The sequence below is a fragment of the Bacillus sp. 7894-2 genome, assembly GCF_002272225.1.
In the GTDB taxonomy this organism is placed as follows: Bacteria; Bacillota; Bacilli; order Bacillales; family Cytobacillaceae; genus Cytobacillus.
In genome coordinates this window covers 1-18,476 of sequence record NZ_NPDG01000111.1, presented here as the reverse complement: position 1 = coordinate 18,476, position 18,476 = coordinate 1, and the positions used below count along the sequence as shown (strand labels likewise).

Here is an 18,476-nt window from a genome sequence, read left to right as displayed (position 1 = left end):
AGGAGGGATCATGATGCAGGAAACGATTCAAGCCCAAAAACTTTCTGATCTGGAAACTGCGATTCTTACATATGTGAGACCCGATACTTTTCCGCTGGCTATAAGAGTTTTAAAAAAAGACGAGGAATTGCCGGACAGGATAAAACGTCCGGCAAGAGACTTTGGCAAAACATTCAGCATCTGTCAGGGTGTGACAATGTCTAGAAGATATGGCTGGTCCATTGCCATGGGCAAAGAAGACTTATCATGCCCAATTGCCAAAATCGCTTTTGGATTTGAAGAGGAACTGGACTATTACTCAAAAGGAAGCTTAACAGATGGCATGTATACAAAAACCTGTGACCTTGGTGCCTTAACCGAAGCGGCAGTTCCTAAATTTTCAAAAGAGGAAGCCGGAACGGTATTAATCGCTCCTCTGGGGAGAGCAGCATTTGAACCGGAAGTAATCACGGTTTATGGAAATTCAGCCCAAGTCATGAGAATGGTTGCGGCTGCCCTCTATCATACGGGCGGTGAAATTACATCCACTTTTACGGCTAGGGTCGACTGTGCCGATATCGTTATCAAGACCATAAAAACCGGTAAGCCGCAAGTGATCCTGCCATGCTATGGAGATCGGGTTTTCGGGCAGACACATGATCACGAAATGGCCTTTACCATTCCTTTTTCCATGGCAGATGAATTTGCTGAGGGATTAAAGCAGACCCACAAAGGCGGTGTGCGCTACCCAGTCCCAACCTACCTTCAGTATGAGGCAAAATATCCGGACACGTATGAGAAGCTGAACGAGATGTTCGACAGCCTCCCATGATTATTTGATGCTGCTGCCCCTAAGAGTGGTACGGCTTGTTTCGTTTTGGGAAAAGGGTAAAATAGAAAAAGACAGCTATTAAGAAAAGAGTGAAATTTTTGAGCAGCTTATTCCCATCCCTATATGATTTGGCCATGCAGCCACTTGAAAAAAGAAAATTCCGGAAAATCAGAAGTCAACTTCTTTCAAAGGCGGAGGGCCGGGTACTCGAAGTTGGTGCCGGCACAGGCATTAACTTCCCATTATACAAAAAAGCTGAGCAGGTCGATGCCATTGAACCGAGCCAGGCAATGATTGAAAAATCTATTTTACGAAAGAATACGGCTGCAGTACCTATCCAAATTCATCGGCAGTCTGCTGAAAATCTAGAATTTGCGGACAAAACATTTGATTCAGCAGTTGCCGCTCTTGTATTCTGTACGATACCAAATCCTGACAAAGCACTCGCGGAAATCAGACGAGTCTGTAAGCCGAAGGCAAAAATACTATTCTTTGAGCATGTTAAAATGGAGCAGCCCGCTCTGGCATTTGCCCAGGAAGCCCTAAACCCTCTATGGAAACGAATTTGTGACGGCTGCCACCTAAACCGTGATACACTTCTGGCTATTCAGAAATCCGGCATGCAGGTTACGAACGTGACTTCCTATTATAAAGGATTGTTTCTGGTAATAGAGTGTGAAAATAGCGGTGGCAGCTGATTAGCTGCCGTTTTTCCCTTTTTTAACTTTTTCGGCGTTAATCCCGTCGATTAACTGCCTTTTTCCTCCTCCACTAACACCTTCGTCATTAATGTAAAATATTTACTCCTATTCATGATCCACTTTAGCTCTTATTCATAGTCCAAAATTAGAAATCCGTTTCAGTTCTCCATAAGAATAGAAGGCCGATTCAATCAGCCTCCTTTGACTACACCTTTTTTAATTCGTAATTCCGCTTATCGACCAGCTTCTTATCATCCTTTTTAATAGAGCCTGACGCTATTAATTCAAGTATTGGCTTAACCCTGATCACATTCTGGATCTTTAAAGCAAGCTCAGGGTTTAATTCCTCTACTGATTCTACGAAAATCTTAATCTGATCCTGCCCCTGCTCATTTGTTACCACAGCCTGGAAAACCGGATACCCTGCTTCATTCAAGACCTGTGCAAGCTGTTTTTCTCTTACAAACATTCCTTTTACCTTTACTCCATCACTAACACGCCCCAGCACTCCTGCAATCCTTTTTCCCTCGTACCCTTTAACCCAGCGGGAGAGGTCGCCTGTGCCAAAGCGGATCAGCGGATAGCTTTTATCAAATAGAGTGACAACCACTTCTCCTTCTCCATCTGAAACCTCCCATCCAGTCTGCGGGTCACAGATTTGCACGATGGCAGAATCAGTTATTCTTAACCCAGGGCCCTGCTTGTCTTCAAATGCAATACATCCGCAATCCGCAGTCCCATAACCTTCATATACGGAAATCCCATTGTCTTCACACCTTTTCCGCATTTGTTCAGTCAGCATTTCAGCAGTAAAGAAAGCTTTGTTCAAGACAACATCATTTCCCATTTTCCATCCCTTTTCTTCAAGGGCATCAAGCAAAAGGTTAAAGAAGCTGGGAGTTCCCACATAGCCGGTTACCCTGATATCCTTCATGATCTGAATCTGCAGTTCCCGATTCCCGGTTCCCGCCGGTATGACAGTTGCTCCTAATTCACGGAGTGCCGAGTCAAACATAAAGCCTGCCGGTGAAAGATGATAGGAAAATGTATTCTGTACAATATCATTACTGTTAAACCCAGCTGCACTGAGAGCTTCTGCGAAACGCCAAAAATCCTTCTCGGTGGTTTGCGGATCATAAATTGGTCCTGGTGACATAAAGATTCGTGTCATCTCATTAGGCTTTACAGCGGCAAACCCTCCGAAGGGCTGGTCTGCAGATTGCAAATCCGGCAATCGATCTTTTTTAAGCACGGGAATTTTTTGTAAATCTTCTAGGGATAGAATATCACTTAGAGAAATATGTGCATCATCTATCTGACTTTTAAATCCTATGGCATTGTCATAGGCATGCTGGATCACTTCCTTCAGCTTTTCCACTACAGCCACCTCTTTCTTCTTTTATAAGATTTAATATCTTTATAGCTTTTCCGTCCTTTATCCCCCATTCCAAGGTAAAATTCTCGCACATCCTGATTGGAAAGAAGCCGATCCACCGTTCCATCCATCACAATCCGGCCGTTTTCCATGATGTATCCATAATCGGCAATCGATAAGGCAACATTGGCATTCTGCTCCACTACCAGGATCGTGGTCCCCTCTTCTTCATTGATTTTTTTTATGATCCCGAAAATCTCTTTTACTAATAGAGGGGCCAGTCCTAATGAAGGTTCATCGAGAAGCAGCACCTTTGGCTTTGCCATGATTCCCCTGCCAATGGCCAGCATTTGCTGCTCTCCTCCTGACAGATAACCGGCCTGCCTGTGCTTCAGCATTTCAAGCTTTGGAAAGTAATGATAGACTTTTTGGATATCACTTTTAATATTCTTCCGGTCTTTCCTGGTATGTGCACCTGCGATCAGGTTATCTTCCACAGAAAGGTGCTTGAACACCCGTCTTCCTTCCATGCACTGAAAAATGCCTTTCTTTACGATGGTTTCAGCATCGCTTACATCAATGCGCTCCCCATAAAGCTCGATAAACCCATCCGTCACTTCACCGTTTTCACTTTTCAAGAGGCCTGAAATCGCCTTAAGAGTGGTCGTTTTCCCGGCGCCATTGCTGCCGAGCAAAGCAACAATTTTTCCTTTTGGCACCACCATCGACATCCCTTTTAATACAAGGATGACGTTATCGTACATCACTTCGACATTGTTTATTGTCAGCATGCATCTGTCCTCCCGGCTATTTCTCTATTTTTCGTTCCCATGTCAAGTTCTGAAACAGTTGTTGCTTGCTGGTTTTCTATATTTGCAGAATCAGAGATTTGTTAGCGAAATTTCATGTTTATTTTCCAAATTTCGAGTTTAAGTTCCAAGCCTTTAAAAGTGAACAGGAGGCGGGTATAAAACCTCGCCCCCCACATGTTAGTAGCCGATATAATCAGTGAACACTTCAAACTGGCCGTTCTTCACTTCTGCCAATCGAACTTGGTTTGTACCAGCATGATTGTCAGGTGAAAAAGTTACTGGAGCAGCTAAGCCGCCAAGATCCAGATTTGAAATCTTCTCCAGGCCGGCACGGATGCCTTCGCCTGAAGTCGGGTCTTCAGCAAGCTTCATGCCTTCAACCATGATTTTGGCGGATACCCATCCCTGGATAAACTTCTGGTTCTTGTCTTCCAGCTTTTCACCCTTGCTTTCTACGAACTTTTTAACTTCTTCCATGCCAGGCAGGTCTTCATAAGGGAAGGCATGTGTGACGACCCCGATAAATCCTTCCGCAGCATCACCCGCAATAGGAAGCAAGCCTTCACCGGTAGCCCAGTTTAAACCGATGAATTGTGTATCCAAACCCAGTTTTTTCGCATCTTTTAGAATCGTGGCTGTGGCGCCCCAGGTTTGGTTGATAATCGCATAATCAGGGTTTTTCTTTTCCATGTTCAGCAATTGGGATGTTGCATCAAGTGTTTTCAGGTCAACAATTTGTTCATCTACAATTTCAATGCCATTTTCCTTGGCAAACTTTTTGGCATCTTCAATTGGCGATTTGCCAAAGGCCGTATCATTGTAAATTAATGCTACAGACGGTGTGCCGCCAGTATGATTGTCTTTAATCCATTTCAGTACGGACCTTGCCTGGTCGGAGTAAGAAGCCGCAGCCAGGAAGTTATATGGGCTTTCGTCAATATTCTTCAGGTTCTCTGAGTATGAAGCCGAGATGAATGGAAGCTTATCGGCTGCCACCTGCTGGCGAAGAGCTTCAGTGTCCCCTGTTCCCCATCCTAAAATGGCCGATACTTTATCTTTTGATTTTAATTTCTGATAAAGCTTTTGGGCTTCGGGGATTTTATAAGCATAGTCATCACCAATTAATTTGAGCTTATAGCCATTAATCTCCTCGCCTGCAATGGATTCAAAAAATGCTTTTTCACCCTCTGCATATGGTGTTCCAACATCACCGGTACCTCCCGTAAGGTCAAAGATACCGCCGATTTTAACAGTGCCGCCTTTCTTGTCACCTGATGCTTCCTCGCTTCCTCCAGAACAGCCAGCCAGCATTCCAGCCATTAAAGTTGCTGCCAATAAACCCTTCCAAACCTTCTTCATAATGTTCCCCCTCATTTTTCCTCTTTTTTTATAAAAATTTGAAAGAATTACTTTCAAAATTTTCAGATATTATTACCCGGGAATTAATAGGAAAACGGCCAGAGCTTAAAATAGTCTTTAATGTTTTTCCATATTTTCGCGAGACCCTGCGGTTCATAGATCAGGAATAAAATAATCACAAGGCCGAATACTACCTCTTTCATCCCGATTAATACAGCTGATAAGTCGGGAAACACCCCGCTCATCAATTCCACCCCTGATCTTAGGACAACCGGAAGCAGCGTGATAAATACAGCTCCGTAAATAGACCCGAATACGCTTCCCAGACCACCGACCAGTATGATCGCCAAGTATTCGATGGACACTGTAATGCTGTAAAGCTCTGGACTGACAACCATTGTATAATGGCCCAGTAAAGCACCGGCAATGCCAACAAAGAAGGAGCTAACAATGAATGCCAATACTTTATATTTAAACAAATCAATACCCATAACCTCTGCTGCCACATCACGGTCACGGACTGCTATGAATGCCCTGCCGACCCGCGACCTGAAGAGGTTAAGGGTGAAGATGGCCGTAATAACCAGCACCACAAACATTAGGTAGTAATAGCTCCGTTCACTGTAAAAGACAAAACTGCCAAGTTCAGGCCGTGATAGGACCATTCCGGCTGTTCCGCCTGTCAGCGCATCCCAGCGGGAAATAACAAACAAAATGATTACCTGTGCAGCCAGGGTGGCAATCGCCAAATATAATCCCTTTAGCCTTAAGGATGGCAGTCCGAATAGTCCGCCGACAATCGCCGTCACAATACCTGCTGTCGGCATGGCAATCCAGAAGCTTAATCCCAGCTTTGCTGTCAGAATAGCCGATGTATACCCGCCTACCCCGAGAAAGGCGCCTACCCCAATGGAAATCTGACCTGTAAAGCCCGTCAGGATGTTAAGGCCAATCGCACCAATGGCGGCAATTCCGCAAAGCGTAGCCAGTCCAATGATATAATCGGATGCAAACATCGGGAAGACTGCAAATAGAGCCAGAAGAATGAACACGCGCATCCTTACCCTGGTAATCTTCCAGATCGCCATATCTTGTTTATAATTCACATGGAACTCTCCACAATCCATTACAAAAGGATTTCTCATCGGTTACACCCTCTCGATTTCTTTTTTTCCGAACAAACCATATGGCTTGAACATCAGGATAAATACGAGGATGACAAACGGCATAACCTCTTTAAGACCCCCGCCAACCAATGGATCCAGATATCCGCCGGTCAGGCTCTCAAGAATGCCGATGATCAGTCCGCCGATGATGGCACCGGGAATACTGTCGAGTCCTCCAAGAATGGCAACCGGAAGCACCTTTAAACCGATCGCTGAAAGGGATGCATTCACACCGTTGATGTTTCCGAGAAGGATTCCCCCAACTGCCGAAACAATGGCTGCAATCGCCCAGGCCACAGCGAAAATCATTTTCACGCTGATTCCCATTGACATTGCTGCCTGCTGATCATCTGCGGTTGCCCTCATCGCAATTCCAAGCTTGGAATATTTGAAAAAGAGGGTAAAAATGACAAGCATCACCACAACGATTACAAGTGACCATAGATAGACCGGCGCAATGACGATCTCACCAAGGTTAACAGGCTGTTCAGAGAAAATCTTGGGAAATACACGTGTTTCATGGCCCCAAATAATATGGACAATCCCGGCAAGAACACTCGATAAACCGATCGTCGCCATAATCATTGATATGACGGGCTCTCCAATAAACGGCCTCAGAACGATCCGTTCGATGACAAATCCTAAAACAGCACTGAACATCAGAGCAATTAACAGGGCTGCTATAAATGGAATGTTGTAGGCTGTGATAAGCGTTAAACAGACATACGTTCCAATTAAAAGGAACTCGCCCTGTGCAAAGTTGATGGCATCACTGGATTTATAGATAAGCACAAAGCCCAGTGCGACAAGAGCATAAACGCTGCCTACCACGATGCCTGTTACGAGCATTTGCAAGAAAAATGTCATTAAGCTGCCCCCTCTCCTTCATCCATAAAAATCACCTGAAGCGTTGTCTGGATGGTTTGTTCCATGCCATCACGATACTTGATCGTGCCATTGACACGTATTTTTTTGTCCTTTGTATAAAGACCATCGATTAAGGCCTGATATTTTTTAGCAACAAACTGCCTGCGGACTTTCTTTGTTCTTGTTAGCTCTTCATCATCTGCATCCAGCTCTTTATAAAGAAGAACGAATTTTTTCACCCGGGCTTTTTCAGGCAGAGTCTGATTGATTTCCTGCACCTGTTTTTCGATCAGCTCCAGCACTTGCGGCTTGGAAGATAAATCGGTATAAGTGGTATAGCTGATTTGGTTTTTCTCCGCCCAGCGCCCTACATTTTTCATATCGATATTGATCATGGCAACCACATATGGGCGATCCTTCCCGATTGCTACCGCTTCCTGTATGAACGAACTGAATTTCAGCTTGTTTTCAATAAACTGCGGAGAGAACATTTCACCCGTATCAAGGCGGATGACATCCTTAATCCGGTCAATGATATACAAATGCCCTCCTTCATCCAGCCTTCCTGCATCCCCGGTATGCAGCCATCCCTCCTGAATGGTTTCCGTTGTGCTTTTCTCATTTTTGTAATACCCCTTGCAGACACTTGAGCTTTTAATCAGGATTTCCCCTTCTTCAGAAATTTTCACTTCTGTACCCGGTATTGGAATTCCAACACTATCAAGCTTAATATCGCCGTCTCTGTGCACAATGGAAATGCCGGCTACCTCTGTCTGCCCGTAAATACTTTTTACATTTACGCCTATACTATGGAAAAATTCAAATACATCAGGTCCCAGTGGGGCACCGCCTGTATAGGCTCGCTTGATCTTCAAAAGTCCAAAGTGATCGCGGATCGCACTGAACATCAGATAATCGGCCATTTTATAAAGAACCTTCGTACCCGTACTGATTGGTTTATTTTCAAAATGGGCCTGTGCTACCTTCTCACCTATCGGCTTGCACCAGTTATAAATCTTTCGTTTCAGCCAGCCGCTGTCCTGAATTCTGACCTGAAAGCGAGATACCATATCTTCATAGATTCTCGGAGGCGAAAACATAACCTGGGGTCCAATTTCGCGGAGGTCCTCCAAAACGGTTGCCGGCTCTTCCGGGAAATTAATCGTCATCCCATTGTATAAGCCCATGGCAAGAGTCATCATTTGCTCCCCGATCCAGGCAAGAGGAAGGAATGAAACATATTCATCTTTATCTGTCAGCGGATCAATGTCTGACAGATTTTTAGCCATATCGATCAGATTTTGGTAAGTAAGCATCGTCCCTTTTGGATTGCCTGTCGTTCCTGAAGTATAGGATAATATCGCTACGTCATCTGCAGAACCCATATCAACTTCCTCTGAAAATAAGCCTGGCTGCACTGAGTGAAAACTCCGTCCCATTTCCAGAACTTCGTTAAATTCCAGCAGAAAATCCTCCCGGTAACCCCTCATGCCGCGTGAATCATAATATATAATCGTTCTGACTTTCGGAATGGATTCTTTAATTTCCAGCAGTTTATCCACTTGCTCCTGGTCCTCTGCAACAATAATGGTTGCGTCACAATTATCGATAATGTAACTTAGTTCAGCAGACAGGGATTCCTGATAAATTCCTACTGAAATGCCGCCTAAGCTTTGCGCAGCAAGCTCACTGATGACCCATTCAGGCCTGTTATCGCCAATAATGGCAAGCTTATCTTCCCTTTTCAGCCCTAACGATGCCAAACCCAAGCTGAAATTCTTTACTTTGTCCAAGAACGTTTCATACGTAATTTCATTCCAGATTCCAAATTCCTTTTCTCTTAAAGCAACTTGTGTCCCATTCTTGTAAGCCCTTTCAATCAGCAGCTGTGGAAACGTCTTGCTCATAGAATCGCTCCCCCCTCCTAAATATCTAAAAATCACTTTAGCCGGTCTATCTTTTAAACGGCATTCTCTTCTCCCAGGTAGGCTTCTATGACTTTAGGATTATTCTGAATCTCTTCCGGTGTCCCATAGCCAATCAGTTTCCCGAAATCAAGAACTGCTATGTGATCGGATAAGTCCATTACAACCCCCATATCGTGTTCAATTAAAATGATGGTTGTGTTCATTTCTTCATGGATGTCGATAATGTATCTGGCCATGTCCTCTTTTTCCTCACTGTTCATGCCTGCCATCGGCTCATCCAGAAGGAGAATTTCAGGTTCCAGTGCCAAAGCCCTGCCGGTTTCGACCCTTTTCTGCAGTCCATATGAAAGAGTTCCCACTGGGGTATTGCGGATATCCTCGATTTCAAGAAAATCGATCACCTGCTCAACTTTTTTCCGATGTTCAATTTCCTCTCTCTGCGCCTTTCCCCAATAGAGCCCTCCAGCAAGCAGCCCGGTTTTCATTCTCACATGCCTGCCAAGCATCAGATTGTCCAAAACAGACAAATGCGGGAAAAGCTCGATATTCTGAAAAGCACGGGCAATGCCCATACTAGCTCTTTTGTGTGGTTTATACCTTGTAATATCTTCCCCCTTAAAATAAATCGATCCGGATGAAGGTTTGTACAGTCCGCTAATGCAATTCAGCATACTTGTCTTACCTGCTCCATTTGGACCAATCAGCGAAAAAATCTCCCCCTCCTGCACCCCATACGAGACATGGTCTAGAGCTGTTACGCCTCCAAACCTTAAAGTAGCATCCTTTATCTCCAAAATTCCCAATCTTTTAACCCCCTTTAATTCGATTGGTGAAATATTTTTCATAAAATTACGAATAGTTTTAATATTCTTTATACAAGTGTTTTCTCCTTTTAATATTTTAAATATTTTTCTCTCCTAAGCTATTTTTCATTTTTATGTGATTGGAAATATTGATATGACAAATTCCTTATGTGTAAGTATTTTTCACTATGAAGATGGTGATATATTAGCTGGGTCAAGTAAATTAATAAAAGCTGGACACACATGTGCCCAGCCGTAAAGCGAATTCTATTAATCTTCAAATTTTATAACGATACGCCCATTTATTTTCCCTTTTTCAAGATCATCAAAGACTCTATTAATTTCTTCAAGGGATGCCGTTTCCACTATAGTTTTTACTTTGCCGTCTGCTGCAAATTGGAGGGCTTCCTGCAGATCCTTTCTTGTTCCGACAATAGAACCGACGATGCTGACACCGTTCAGAACTGTATCAAAGATCGGAACTTCCATAACTTCAGGCGGCAATCCCACGGCTACGCATTTTCCTCCGCGTTTGACAGCACGATATGCTTCATTGAAAGCATGTTTAGACACTGCCGTGCATATGGATGCTTGAACCCCGCCAATTTTGCGCTGTATGAAGACAGCAGAATCCTCAACTTTCGGATTAACAGTTAAATCTGCACCTAAATCTTTTGCCAGCTCCAGTTTTTCGTTAAATGTATCGACTGCCACGACCTTTAATCCCATGGCTTTTGCATATTGGACTGCCACATGCCCAAGGCCTCCAATACCATAAACAGCGACCCATTCACCCGGCTTTGCTTCCCCTACCTTGAGCGCTTTATAGGTCGTTACACCCGCACAAAAAATCGGTGCTGCCTCAACATAGTCAAGAGAATCAGGAACCTTCACCACATATCGGGCATCAGCAAGACAATATTCTGCGTATCCGCCATTAATTGAATATCCCGCGTTCAGCTGATTATGGCAAAGTGTTTCACGCCCGGTTAGGCAGTATTCACAATGTCCGCAGGCTGAATATAACCAAGGCACTCCGACACGATCTCCAGCCTTCAAATGTGTAATGCCTTCTCCCACTTCTACAACTTCGCCGACCCCTTCATGCCCCGGGATAAGGGGAAGTGCCGGTTTAACAGGCCAATCACCATGTGCAGCGTGTAAATCTGTATGGCATACTCCACAGGCTTTGATTTTTACTAATACATCATTTTTTCCAACGGATGGTATTGTAACATTTTCAATTTCCAGGCTTTCCTTAAATTTATGCACAACTGCTGCTTTCATCATGTTTTCACTTCCGCATTGTTCACACATATCAGTCACCTCAATTGTTATTTAAGAATATCAACCACATCGTCATTGTCTAACAAAAGAAGTTGTCCGGCAATTGTCTTGTGAATGATTTCACAAATGTGACGATACTTTTTTACAGCTTTGCAAACAAACCAAATTATGACTTGCTATTTGCAATTAACGGTATTTTTATTAGTCAGGTCTGTTATCTTAAGGTACTATTAAAAAGTAATGAAGCGCATGGAGGATTTTTGAATGCTTGTAAAACAAAGTGAATACAGGAAAAATAAAACAGCCATCGTGATTGGAGGGAGCATTGCCGGCATGCTGGCGGCGAGAGTGCTTGCAGACTCCTTTGAAAAGGTTATGATTATCGAAAAAGATGGAGAACAACTGAAGGGCAGCCCGCGAAAAGGGGTACCTCAGGCCGCTCATGGCCATGTTCTTCTGAAGAGCGGCGAGAAAATACTTGAGGACCTTTTCCCGGGTCTGAGAGCTGAAATGATAAAAGGTGGTTCAGTTCCTGCAGATTTTTCTAATGATATAGCCTGGCACCATCATGGAAGCTGGAAAGTCAGATATGACTCAGGCTGCTCTATTATTCAGCAAAGCCGTCCATTTCTTGAATACCATCTTCGTAAAAGAATAGATCAGATTGAAAATATACATACTTTATATAACACAAAAGCTAAAGATTTTACCTTAAATGGTTCAAGAATTACGGGTATTGAAGCGGAAACCGCAGAGGGTAATGCTATATATCCTGCCGATTTAACTGTTGATGCATCAGGTGCCAGCAGCCTTGCATTTCATTGCCTGGACAAAGTCGGGGTGGCCCCGCTAAAGAAAACTGAGATATCTATCAATTTATTTTATGCAAACCGTATTTACAGAAAAATTCCGTCAGATCCTGAATGGAAAAGTTTATTGGTTTATCCGGATCCCCCGCTTCAATCCTTTGGAGGAGCCATTTCTCCAACCGAGAACAATGAATGGATGATTACCCTCTTTGGATATGGTGCCAATAATCCGCCAGCGGATAACAATGAATTTCTCGAGGCAGCGAAAAACCTGGAAAGGCCGCATATTTATGATTGCATAAAAAATGGAGAACCTGCTTCAGATATAAAGGTATACCGTTTTCCTTCCATGAGGCGATATCATTTCGAAAAAATGAAGACCTTTCCTAAAGGACTGCTTGTCATGGGTGATGCTTTTTGCCGGATCGATCCGGTATTTGCGCAGGGAATGAGCATTGCTGCAAAGGAAGCAATGGCATTGCAGGAAATCCTTATAAGTGCAGGAGAAGCGGATGCGGACCCGTATAATTTCCATAGAAAAATCAGCAAAATAGTGGATATCCCCTGGTTAATTGCTTTAACTGAGGATTTTAGATTCTCCCATACAGCCGGGGCTAAACCTTTGGGACTGCCCCTTCTTCAATGGTATGTCAAAAAAGTGGTCAATGCCTGTTCATATGATCCCTATACATATGACTGCTTTATGAAAGTGCTCCATCTGCAGGCCCATCCGGCTGTATTGTTCACCCCAAGAGCAGTAAGAAATATTTTTCGAAGACGAAAGAAATAAATTTCCCTCTTTGAATGTGGATTACTTTGCAAGTATATGTTACTCTTTACTTTTAGAATAGGAAGTGATGATATTGATAAAAATTGAAATACCAGAACCTAATCTCGTCTTAACAAGAAGCAGACAAATGGGACAGGCAGGAGAAAGTGACCTTAGCAGTGTCTATGGATTCACAGATTATCATAAGATACCAAGAGACAAGGGCGGCATGATTCTATTTTTTGATGCGAAAGAAGATCTGCTCTTTGTAGGAAAGGCCCGCAAATTAAGACAGCGGGTTAAAAAGCATTTTGAAGACAATGTTTCTCCAATAAAAAATCATCGTGATGATGTTCATAAAATTGCGGTCATTTACGTGGAAGACAGCATGGAGCGCGAAATTTATGAGACTTATATCATTAATGCCCTTCAGGCAAAATATAATATCGACAAAGTATTTTACAAATAAAAAAAGGCCAGCCTGGCCTTTTTTTTATTTAATCTATTTCTTTTTTGTTTTTGCCTTTTATGAATCGGTATGTCAGATACGCAATGTAAAGAGGAATCGCAATATAAATCAAATCCGGAAACGGCCCGTACGAGCCCTTATAAATGACGTAAAGGACACTCCCCAGAAAAACGGTAACAATCGTTCCGTATTTTGGAAGGGGAACTTCTTTAAAGCTGGGAATCCGGATTCTGCTTACCATAAGAAAGCAGAGTGCAGTGAATACAACCGTTGTAATGATATTGGGAATACGATCACCAAAAAGGGTCAGTATGGCCATGATCCCGCCTGCTGCTGTTATCGGAACTCCAATAAAATAGTTTAAAGAGGATTTTGGCGGACTGATATTGAATCGGGCCAGGCGATATGCCCCAAATAATGGGAAAAGACCTGAAACAGCTAATCCAAGGATTCCAAATTGAAAAAAGTATGTATAAAAGACCAAAAATGAAGGGGCAACCCCAAACGTAACAATATCTGCCAGAGAATCAAGTTCTTTACCAAGTGTACTATCCGCTTTCAGCATTCTCGCCAGCCTGCCGTCCATGCTGTCAAGCATCATGCCGATTAAGATTAAAATGGCTGCATTTTTAAATTCTCCATTGGCAGCCATGCCGATTGAAAGAAAGCCGCAATATAAATTACCCAAAGTGACCATATTGGGGATTGTTTTAATAAAACGCACTAGTGACCATCACACTCCAAAATTTGAAAAAGATTATTTTAATTTATTCCCTTTCATTATACCATTTAATCCTAGCTGCATCCCTCCCTTTCGTAAATCAAAGGCAAAAATCCATTTATTTAGTTACTTGTCCTATACCAATTTTGAAATTAATCATTAAATATAGTAAGGAGGTGATTTATTTGTTATCTTTTAATTCCGATGAACACTATTGCTCGGGTAAAGAAGGATTTTCAAAAGCTCCGGGCAAAATTTATGTAACCAATGATTTCATTCCCCAATTTTTTGACCAGAACACATCCATACCATCCACAGTCAGCCTCAACAGCGCTAAAGGGAAATCCCATTTTTACTTTGATCCGATGAACAATACCATTACAGTTAAGGAAAACGGTTTTTATTTTCTTCAGTTCAGCGTACAAGTATTTGCTGCTGCAGGACAGGCGAATCTGCCGCTGAAATTTGAGCTTCAGCGGAATGGCGGAACTCTCATCAACTCCCAAACATCTTTTAATAACAATAACTTTGACGTAGATTATGCAACTTCCACTTTATTGCTGGAAGAGCTGGAGAAGGGAGATAAGATCCGTCTTGTACTATCCGGCCCTTCGCCTTTCCCCCAAGGAAGAGTGACTCGCCTGGATTTCGCCAGTGTCACCATTTTTGAGGCATAATAAATGAAAAATCCCTAATCATCCTCAAGATTAGGGACTCTTTAATCATTCCGGTCATATTTTAATATTTCTCTTTGCAATACTGCTTAGAACTTCCTCATTATGTTCTCCTAATTTTGGAGGCCCCCCCATTGCTGATTCTATTCCGCCATGCATTTTTACCAAAGGGTAATTTTGGGTAGTGTCTAATATTCCGTTAAATAGCGGAAAGTCTTGCAATTCGCCGGTCTCCAATACAGGAGTCAGGCAGCAATCTGCTCTTAGGCCAAATTCAGTCCACTCTTTTAATGTCCTGCTTTTAAATAGTTCGGTTATCTCCAAAAAGACAGGATTATCGCCAGAGGCACTGGAAAGATGATAATCAATCCAATCCTCCCTTCCTGCACTCTTACAGAAATTCACCCAGAACTTCGGCTCCAGAGCGGCAAGCGCAGCAAACCGGCTGTCCTTTGTTTCATAAATTGAATAGGCAACGACTTCACCGTTTAATACCGAAAGTCCTTTAGAATATCCTGTCTTATTCTCAATCAGCAAATGGTTCCCCATGGTGGAAGCCAGCACTTCCGCAATGGAAATGCAGTGATGCCCGCCTTTTCCGGACATCTTGCTGGAAAGCAGGGCAGCCAGTATCCTTTCACTGGCTGCCATTCCTCCCATATAGTCCGCTATTGTGTTGGACGGGTGAACAGGACGGCCGCTGCGGTCCTTCAGCTGGGCAAGAACACCGCTTACGGCCATATAATTTAAATCATGACTTCCTAAATATTGATAGTCTTCATTCTCACCATAGCCTGTAAGAGAGCAATAAACAATATTTTGTTTGAGTTTTTTCACAGTCTCATAATCCAGGCCAAGCTTTTTCATCACACCAGGCCGAAAACTTTCAAGCACTGCATCACTATCTGAAATCAGCATGAGGGCAGCATTTCTTCCTTCTTCGCTCTTCAGGTTAAGTGTAATGCTTTTTTTGCCGCGGTTATTGGCGGCAAACACTGCACCTGTCCCCTCTATTTTGATATCCAGATGCCTCCCGGGATCACCGGATACCGGTTCCATTTTTATCACTTCTGCTCCAAGCTCTGCAAGCCTCTGGGAAGCAAACGGTCCAGGAAGATAGTTGGAAAAGTCGATCACTCTTATGCCTTTTAACATCTTGCATTCCTTCTTCCGGCTAGATTTTCCCTTCAGCGAACAGATCCTCCAGCTGCTTTCGGAGCATGAACTTTTGAATCTTGCCGCTCGCATTTCTTGGCAGTGCTTCACAGAAAACATATTTTCTCGGCCGCTTATAATTGGCGAGTTCATCACTATTCCTGCATAATTCATCGAGTTCTTCTTCAGAGAGTGCCGGATCTTTTTTGACAACGAAAGCTGTGACGGTTTCACCCCAGCGGTCATCCGGCTGGCCGATCACTGCCACATCCAGTACGCCATTATGGGTATATAAAAGATCCTCCACTTCACGGGGATAAATATTTTCTCCGCCGCTGATGATCATATCGTCGACTCTGTCTTTGACGAACAAAAAGCCATCGTCATCCAGATAACCGATGTCACCAGAGTGGTACCAGCCTCTATGCATGGCATGATCGGTTGCCTCGTCCCGATTGAAGTAACCACTCATCATGCATGGGCCTTTTACGATGATTTCACCCGTTTCTCCAGGAAGCATCACATCATCTGGACCTGATGGACCATTCTCATTCGGCCTGACAATCCTGATTTCATGGTTTAAACAGGCCTGTCCTGCAGACCCAGCTTTCCTGATTTGATCATCTTCCGATAAAAACGTAATCGCCGGACCCATCTCGGTCATTCCATATGCCTGTACCAGGGAGATGCCTAATTTTTCACGGCAAGCATACACAAGAGCAGGAGCCATCGGTGCCGCTCCATACAGTCCCAGCTTCAGGCTTTCCAAATTATCATGGTCCAAGTTTTCCTGAAGCAGCATATTCCACATGGTCGGTGCCGCAAAAAACTTTGTGATTTTTTCTTCTGAAATTAACCGCAATACTTCCTTTGCATCAAAGTGATGGAGGATGGTATTGGCAGCACCCACATGCACCCTTGGCAGAAAGGCACAGTGAAGCTCTGCGCAGTGGAACATAGGTGCAGTCACGAGTCCGTTGTCATTGCTTTCAAGCTTTGTCGCTCCTATAACAATTAGACTCTGTTCAGCCATATCCCTGTGTCTGTGGACTACACCCTTCGGCCTTCCCGTGGTGCCGCTTGTGTACATGATGGCGTACAAATCATTTTCATGTATTTCAATGTCTATTTCATCAGGCGATGCTGCATCGACCTTTTCCCGGTAGGATGAAGCGTATGCTGGCGGATTTTCATCAATGTACCAGAATTCTGTATGCGGAAAACGCTTAGCGATGGGGGTAATGCCGGATTCCAGCATTTGTTCAAATAACACTACTTTTGGCTCTGCATCCTGGAGGATATAAGCAATTTCTTCCGACATCAGCCTAAAGTTGATCGGATTAAACACGGCGCCGATTTTTGCACAGGCAAAGAATGCGGTAGCAAGCTCCTCAGTGTTAAAAAGGCAGGTTGAAACCCTGTCACCCTTCCTGACGCCTGCATTTATTAAAGCATTGGCCAATTTATTGATCTCAAAACTCCATTCCTTATAGGTAAAACGCAGATTTTTTCTGACATCATACAGAGCTTCTTTATCCGGAAATTTCCCGGCAGTAAGATCAAAAATTCTTCCTATAGTAGTTGTCATTTTCATTCCTCCCCATTTTTTCAATCTAATCGTTCAATAATAGTCGCATTCGCCATCCCAAGACCTTCACACATCGTCTGCAGTCCATAGCGCCCTCCTGTTCTTTCGAGTTCATGCATCATGGTGACCATCAGCCGTGCACCGCTTCCGCCTAAAGGATGGCCGAGTGCAATGGCACCCCCATTTGGGTTAAGCTTTGCCGGATCCGCACCTGTTTCTTTCAGCCAGGCAAGCGGTACAGGAGCGAATGCTTCGTTCACTTCGAATACATCGATGTCCTCAATAGCCAGTCCTGCTTTATTTAACGCGTTTTCTGTTGCGGGTATTGGTCCAGTCAGCATTAATGTAGGATCTGAGCCTACTGCCGTACGTGCTAGAATTTTGAACCTTGGTTTCATTCCAAGCTCCTCTGCCTTTTCACGCGACATTATTAATAGGGCTGCAGCTCCATCGCTGATTTGGCTGGAATTTCCTGCATGAATCACACCATTCTCTTTAAAAACAGTTTTTAAGCTTGCCAATGCTTCCAGAGAGGTTTCCTTTCTTGGCCCGGCGTCTTCTGTTACAGTCAAAAGCTGTCCATCAGACATTGTCACATTTAATGATGCAATTTCTCTCTCAAACCGGCCTTCAGCCTGGGCTTTTAAAGCCTTCTGATGACTCTCAAATGAATAGCGGTCCAGCTCATCTCTTGTAAATCCATATTTTTCAGCAATGCGTTCAGCTGATAAGCCCTGGTGGATGATTTCATGTCTGTCTTTCAGTTTTTCACTGAAACCAACCCCCTGATAGCTGGAGCCGATAGGAACACGGGACATGCTTTCCACCCCTCCTGCGATCACAATATCCATATCCCCTGCTAAAATAGCCTGAGCTGCAAAATGAACAGCCTGCTGGCTGGATCCGCATTGGCGGTCTATGGTTGTACCCGGCACTTCAATCGGAAAACCTGCGATCAATGCAGCGACCCTTGCAATATCCCCTGTTTGCTCGCCTATTTGCGAGACACAGCCAAGAATGACATCATCAATCATTTCGGGCTTCAGGCCTGCACGTTTCACAAGTGCCTTTAGTGCTTCTGCAGCCAAATCATCCGCCCTGATGTCCTTTAATAAGCCGTTTTTTCTTCCTACTGGTGTTCTGACCCCTTCGACAATGACAGCTTCACGCATATTTACTCCT

At 43.7% G+C, this 18,476-nt stretch carries 17 protein-coding genes; 5 read left to right on the top strand and 12 right to left on the bottom strand.

The window, feature by feature from the left end:
* Positions 1–10 precede the first annotated feature (10 nt).
* Complete coding sequence (locus tag CHI10_RS16865) at positions 11–811, top strand: DUF169 domain-containing protein (RefSeq protein ID WP_095245386.1); 801 nt, start codon at positions 11–13, stop codon at positions 809–811.
* Between the two features lie 98 nt (positions 812–909).
* Positions 910–1,509 carry a class I SAM-dependent methyltransferase gene (locus CHI10_RS16860; RefSeq protein ID WP_095245385.1) on the top strand — a complete coding sequence of 200 codons (600 nt, stop codon included), beginning with the start codon at positions 910–912 and terminating at the stop codon, positions 1,507–1,509.
* 208 nt (positions 1,510–1,717) lie between these two features.
* On the opposite strand, the gene CHI10_RS16855 is transcribed toward CHI10_RS16860, so the two are convergent.
* The 8 genes from CHI10_RS16855 to adhP form a co-directional block, all read right to left on the bottom strand.
* Positions 1,718–2,890, bottom strand: a complete 1,173-nt coding sequence (locus CHI10_RS16855; protein ID WP_095245384.1) for a phenylacetate--CoA ligase family protein — start codon at positions 2,888–2,890, stop codon at positions 1,718–1,720.
* Positions 2,890–3,678 (bottom strand): ABC transporter ATP-binding protein, encoded by a 789-nt coding sequence (locus CHI10_RS16850; RefSeq protein WP_095245383.1) that lies wholly within the window; start codon positions 3,676–3,678, stop codon positions 2,890–2,892. The genes CHI10_RS16855 and CHI10_RS16850 overlap by 1 nt, the downstream gene beginning before the upstream one ends.
* A 198-nt stretch (positions 3,679–3,876) precedes the next feature.
* Complete coding sequence (locus tag CHI10_RS16845) at positions 3,877–5,058, bottom strand: ABC transporter substrate-binding protein (RefSeq protein WP_095245382.1); 1,182 nt, start codon at positions 5,056–5,058, stop codon at positions 3,877–3,879.
* 83 nt (positions 5,059–5,141) lie between these two features.
* On the bottom strand, positions 5,142–6,203 hold the full coding sequence (locus CHI10_RS16840) for a branched-chain amino acid ABC transporter permease (protein ID WP_095245381.1): 1,062 nt from the start codon (positions 6,201–6,203) through the stop codon (positions 5,142–5,144).
* A 3-nt stretch (positions 6,204–6,206) separates the two neighbouring features.
* The gene (locus CHI10_RS16835; RefSeq protein WP_095245380.1) at positions 6,207–7,091 is read right to left on the bottom strand and encodes a branched-chain amino acid ABC transporter permease; all 885 of its coding nucleotides are present in this window, start codon (positions 7,089–7,091) and stop codon (positions 6,207–6,209) included.
* Positions 7,091–8,998 (bottom strand): AMP-binding protein, encoded by a 1,908-nt coding sequence (locus CHI10_RS16830; RefSeq protein ID WP_095245379.1) that lies wholly within the window; start codon positions 8,996–8,998, stop codon positions 7,091–7,093. Before CHI10_RS16830 ends, CHI10_RS16835 begins: the two co-directional genes overlap by 1 nt.
* A gap of 53 nt (positions 8,999–9,051) precedes the next feature.
* The gene (locus tag CHI10_RS16825; RefSeq protein ID WP_095245378.1) at positions 9,052–9,822 is read right to left on the bottom strand and encodes an ABC transporter ATP-binding protein; all 771 of its coding nucleotides are present in this window, start codon (positions 9,820–9,822) and stop codon (positions 9,052–9,054) included.
* A gap of 270 nt (positions 9,823–10,092) precedes the next feature.
* A complete protein-coding gene (adhP, locus tag CHI10_RS16820) occupies positions 10,093–11,109 on the bottom strand; it encodes an alcohol dehydrogenase AdhP (protein WP_095245418.1) in 1,017 nt (338 codons plus the stop codon).
* Between the two features lie 264 nt (positions 11,110–11,373).
* On the opposite strand from adhP, the gene CHI10_RS16815 reads away from it, so the two are divergent.
* Both CHI10_RS16815 and CHI10_RS16810 read left to right on the top strand, forming a co-directional pair.
* Entirely contained in the window at positions 11,374–12,708 is a 1,335-nt protein-coding gene (locus CHI10_RS16815) for an FAD-dependent oxidoreductase (RefSeq protein ID WP_095245377.1), read from the top strand.
* 127 nt (positions 12,709–12,835) lie between these two features.
* A complete protein-coding gene (locus CHI10_RS16810; RefSeq protein ID WP_483294958.1) occupies positions 12,836–13,156 on the top strand; it encodes a nucleotide excision repair endonuclease in 321 nt (106 codons plus the stop codon).
* Positions 13,157–13,184: 28 nt separating this feature from the next.
* Here the strand turns inward: CHI10_RS16810 and pssA are convergent, their stop codons facing one another.
* Positions 13,185–13,880, bottom strand: coding sequence for a CDP-diacylglycerol--serine O-phosphatidyltransferase (gene pssA / locus CHI10_RS16805; protein ID WP_095245375.1), 696 nt, complete (start codon positions 13,878–13,880; stop codon positions 13,185–13,187).
* A 182-nt stretch (positions 13,881–14,062) separates the two neighbouring features.
* Here pssA and CHI10_RS16800 point away from each other — a divergent pair, with 182 nt between their 5' ends.
* Entirely contained in the window at positions 14,063–14,554 is a 492-nt protein-coding gene (locus CHI10_RS16800) for a hypothetical protein (RefSeq protein WP_095245374.1), read from the top strand.
* A gap of 54 nt (positions 14,555–14,608) precedes the next feature.
* Here CHI10_RS16800 and CHI10_RS16795 read toward each other — a convergent pair whose 3' ends face one another.
* From CHI10_RS16795 to CHI10_RS16785, 3 genes are read right to left on the bottom strand one after another with little or no spacing between them, the layout of a single operon-like run.
* A complete protein-coding gene (locus CHI10_RS16795; RefSeq protein ID WP_095245373.1) occupies positions 14,609–15,706 on the bottom strand; it encodes a CaiB/BaiF CoA transferase family protein in 1,098 nt (365 codons plus the stop codon).
* 19 nt (positions 15,707–15,725) lie between these two features.
* Positions 15,726–17,294, bottom strand: coding sequence for a fatty acid--CoA ligase (locus tag CHI10_RS16790; RefSeq protein WP_095245372.1), 1,569 nt, complete (start codon positions 17,292–17,294; stop codon positions 15,726–15,728).
* Between the two features lie 20 nt (positions 17,295–17,314).
* Positions 17,315–18,466: a thiolase family protein gene (locus CHI10_RS16785; RefSeq protein ID WP_095245417.1), complete on the bottom strand. Its 1,152-nt coding sequence runs from the start codon at positions 18,464–18,466 to the stop codon at positions 17,315–17,317.
* Between the last annotated feature and the right edge of the window lie 10 nt (positions 18,467–18,476).